The organism is Streptococcus sp. HMSC064H09 (assembly GCF_001812625.1).
In the GTDB taxonomy this organism is placed as follows: domain Bacteria; phylum Bacillota; class Bacilli; order Lactobacillales; family Streptococcaceae; genus Streptococcus.
Genome location: NZ_KV809601.1, coordinates 1 through 4,030 on the forward strand (window position 1 = coordinate 1; position 4,030 = coordinate 4,030).

2 protein-coding genes and 1 pseudogene are annotated in these 4,030 nt (G+C 44.2%); 2 read left to right on the top strand and 1 reads right to left on the bottom strand.

The window, feature by feature from the left end; all coding sequences use genetic code 11:
- Nucleotides 1-398 (bottom strand): annotated as a pseudogene (locus HMPREF2867_RS11700) (hypothetical protein); the annotation flags it as partial.
- On the opposite strand from HMPREF2867_RS11700, the gene HMPREF2867_RS11705 reads away from it, so the two are divergent.
- Complete coding sequence (locus HMPREF2867_RS11705; RefSeq protein ID WP_241525242.1) at nucleotides 379-537, top strand: LPXTG cell wall anchor domain-containing protein; 159 nt, start codon at nucleotides 379-381, stop codon at nucleotides 535-537. The pseudogene HMPREF2867_RS11700 and the gene HMPREF2867_RS11705 sit on opposite strands and share 20 nt — an antisense overlap.
- Before the next feature lie 272 nt (nucleotides 538-809).
- The coding region (locus HMPREF2867_RS07890; protein WP_256263076.1) for an accessory Sec-dependent serine-rich glycoprotein adhesin at nucleotides 810-4,030 on the top strand (3,221 nt) is incomplete at its 3' end.

The following is a 4,030-nucleotide window of genomic DNA, read 5'->3' on the forward strand; positions in this document are numbered from 1 at the left end:
AGCGCATCTGAATCGGCATCAGCATCTGCGTCAGCGTCAGCGAGCGCATCCGCTTCAGTCTCTGCCTCAGAATCAGTAAGCGCATCAGAATCTGCATCAGCATCTGCGTCAGTGTCAGCAAGTACATCCGCTTCAGTCTCAGTCTCAGAATCAGTAAGCGCATCTGAATCTGCTTTAGCATCTGAGTCAGCGTCAGCGAGCGCATCCGCTTCAGTATCAGAGTCAGCTTCTACATCAGCATTCTTGAGTGCTTCTGAAAGCACAAGTGCTTCAACAAGTATTTCAATATCATTGAGTACTTCAGCAAGTCTTTCAACCTCTGCCTCAACAAGTGCTTCAGTGTCTGCCTCATTGAGTGTCTCAGAATCAACTTCTGAAGTGAAAGATCCTAAGCACAAACGTGGTAGCCAAGCGCTTCCTAAGACTGGTGAGGAAAACTCATCATTGTCAATGGCATTTGGTGCTTTGGCAACTGCAACAGGTCTCGCCTTTCTTGCTAAACGTAAGAAAGACGAAGAAGAAAGTGAAGACTTCTAAGTTTTAGTAAGTTTAATCATTATCTTCTAGCGAGATAATCAAATATCCCCTATCGATTAGAGTGATTTCCTAATTGGTAGGGGATTTTTTTAGTCGGATATTCTAAAAATACAAATAGTTTTAATAAGTCTTAGGGTTACCATTATTATCGTATTTTTAGGGGGCTGAAAGAAGTGATTAATTGCTAGAAAGCAATCTCGAAATGAGATTTTTTGCTTAATTTTATGATAAAATTTAAAGGAGTGTTTTAATCAAAAATAAATGGAGTTTATATGTTTTTTAGAAGGAATGAAGGTCAATATCGTGAAACCGATCGTGTGACACGCTTTAAATTGGTTAAGTCAGGGAAGCACTGGCTTCGTGCGGCGACGTCGAATTTTGGTCTTTTCAAGGTGTTTAGAGGGGGTGTGGATACACCGTCTGTTGCTGGCCAGCAGGTAGAGGTGGATGCACCTGCTTTTTCAGGTCAGACAGTGCTTAAGGGAGTGCTTGCAACGGGGGCCTTGTTAGGTGGTTCTGTTGTGACTCAAGTAGCTCATGCGGATGAAATGACTGATCAGCCGATTTTGGAAAGTGAAGCAGGAGCTAAGACTGATTTCTTGGCTACATCTGATTCCGTTGTTCTTGGAAATATGGAGTCTGTGTCCAGTGTTCAAGAGAGTCAAGTAAATAGTCAAGAGTCATCAGAAACTGCGTCAAGTCAGACTTCGGAGGCTTCTTTGAGTGAGTCTTTATCACGCAGCCAATCGGTTTCTGCTTCTGAATTAGCTTCAAGATCGACATCCTTGTCATTGAGTGCCTCGCTTTCTGCTTCCTTGTCAGCTTCATTAGCTTCTAAGTCGGAATCAGTAAGTCAGACGGATTCTTCTTCACATAGTCTGTCAGAGAGCGCAGCTGAAAAATCATCAGAGCATAGTACAAGTACATCTGTTCAGTCAGTTAGCAAGAGTGATAGTAGTAGCGACACTAAAGTAGGGATGTCCCTTGTCAGCTCAGAGTCAACCTTGTTAAACGCTTTCTTGACATCTGAAGTGCAAACGAATCTCAAATTATCTGATACGGCGACTGGGCTACTAGCTGCCTCGGTTGTGGCTGATGCTGAGCGTTTAGAACAAGAAAAACGTCTCAAGGATTTAGCCTTAGACATTTATACCTATAAAGCTCAAGCTGTTGATTTGCCAAATACGGATGTTGCTATTCTCAAGGGAGATAAAGCCTTGGGTGCCATTCGTGTCAGTCTGGCTGATCGTGATGGTGATGTAGCTCCTACGATTAGTCAGGCTCGTCAGGCTAGAAATAGTCTTGCCAATGCGGTGCTTCGTGCGACATCTGGTCAGCGTGATCCTCGTAATGGTTCTCGCATTGATGCTAATAGCAACCTTCGTGCACCCCAGTATAATTTAGGTCCGGCTAACAATGCCTTGATTTCTGTTTATAACTCTGACTACATCAATCATGCTTATAATGTTGTTGAAACCATTCCTACACGAAATAGTATTAAAAGCATTGGCTACGCTTCTGGTAGTGATCGTGTGAATGGGATCAACGTGCCTCAGACCTCTGCATTGAAAAATAGTGCAGTCGCCTTTAATATTGTGGGGACTGTTGGGCAGACAGAGGTCGTAACGCCTGGGAAAATTTATAATGTTTCTTTTGTAGTGACTAATACGGCTAAGCAGTCAGTGACACGCACGCTTCGTATTCAGGTTTTGCCGCAAAATGATGGTATTCGTAATCCGATTACGGCGGTGACAACGAGTACTTTTGTTAATGACACAAGTAGTCTCGCTCAGGCTGAAAAAGATAAGGTTTGGGAGGCTTTTAAGACTGCTAACCCAAATATTGCCACTTCAAAGGACTTTAAATCTTATTCCGTTTCATCATCTGGTGTGGTAACCATTACTTATAAAGATAACACCACTAATGATGTCACTGCTCCAGTGAAGCGCCTACCAGCACCAACCGTTGAAACGAGATTATTGGATAAGGGTTATACACAGACGCCTGTAACGGTGACAGGGGCTGAGCCAGGATCAACGGTTGTTCTATACAATAATGACGACGAAGTTGGGACAGCAGTGGCAGATGCTTCGGGTCAAGCGATTGTGACGCCGACTGTTAAGTTACAAACAGGTGGTGTAACAGCCAAAGCTCGCATCATGTATGGTGATTATGCGGTGTATTCAGATGCTAGCAATTCCGTGGCTGTAACGGACGGAACGCGTCCTGAAGTGATGGCCAAGTTGACTGTTGATGGTGTGGAACCTAAGTCAACGCCTCTCGAAGGTGGTGGGAAAAACTATACCCTCTATGCTGGTGATGATGCTGTTTTGACTTTCACGGCTACAGATGACAGTGGCAAGCTTAAAGAAATGAAAGTCGTTGCAAGAGCCGATTTGAATGACAATGCCTTGAACGGCAATTTCTTTGGTAGTAGCCAGTACGGAACTGGTAATATTGCACCGATTACGGGAGATATCACAGCTACGACTGATAATCCTGCAACCATCACAACGACCATTCATTTGAAGGATGATCTTTATCATTCATACCGCAACACATGGCAACGTAATGTTGCTGCTATTGACAATGCATCAAATATGAACCGTCCAAATGGCTTGGGTGAAATTCGTATTACTCAGGGGCGCTTGGCAGATCGTACACCGGGTGTGGCGCCGACAAGCACTATTCAGGTGACCAGCCTGACTGCCCTAACAGACGCAGATAAGAGTAAGATTATTGCGGCCGTGTCTGCCTTGAATCCAGAGGTCGCCAACCGTATTAAGTCTTATACGGTTAATAGTGATGGTACGGTAACGATTACTTATAAAGACAGTACGACCAATGTTGTGACGGTGAAATTGTCGGATAGTGATTACAGCCAGTCAGTGTCGCAAAGTGCCAGTCAGTCTAAGCAGGAATCGATTTCTCAAAGTCGAAGTGAGTCTGCTAAGCAGTCTGCATCGACTAGCCTTTCATTGAGTACGGTAGCCTCAAAAAGTGTCTCAAGTTCTTTGAGTGAATCTTTGAAGACCAGCCAATCTCGAAGTCAATCCGCTTCAACGAGTGCATCTTTGAGTGCTGAGAAATCAACGAGTGTCTCAAGTTCCTTGAGTGAATCCTTGAAGACCAGCGTTTCACAAAGTCAGTCAGCCTCAACGAGTGCGTCTTTGAGTACTGTGAAGTCAGCGAGCGTTTCAAGTTCCTTGAGTGAGTCCTTGAAAACCAGCGTTTCGCAAAGCCAGTCTGCTTCAACAAGTGCGTCTTTGAGTACCGTGAAATCAGCGAGTGTTTCAAGTTCCTTGAGTGAGTCTTTGAAGACGAGCGTCTCACAAAGTCAATCTGTTTCAACAAGTGTGTCTTTGAGTGCCGTGAAATCAGCGAGTGTCTCAAGTTCCTTGAGTGAGTCCTTGAAGACAAGCGTCTCACAAAGTGAGTCAGCCTCAGAGAGTGCGTCTGTTTCAGAATCACAATCTGTATCAAATTCTGAATC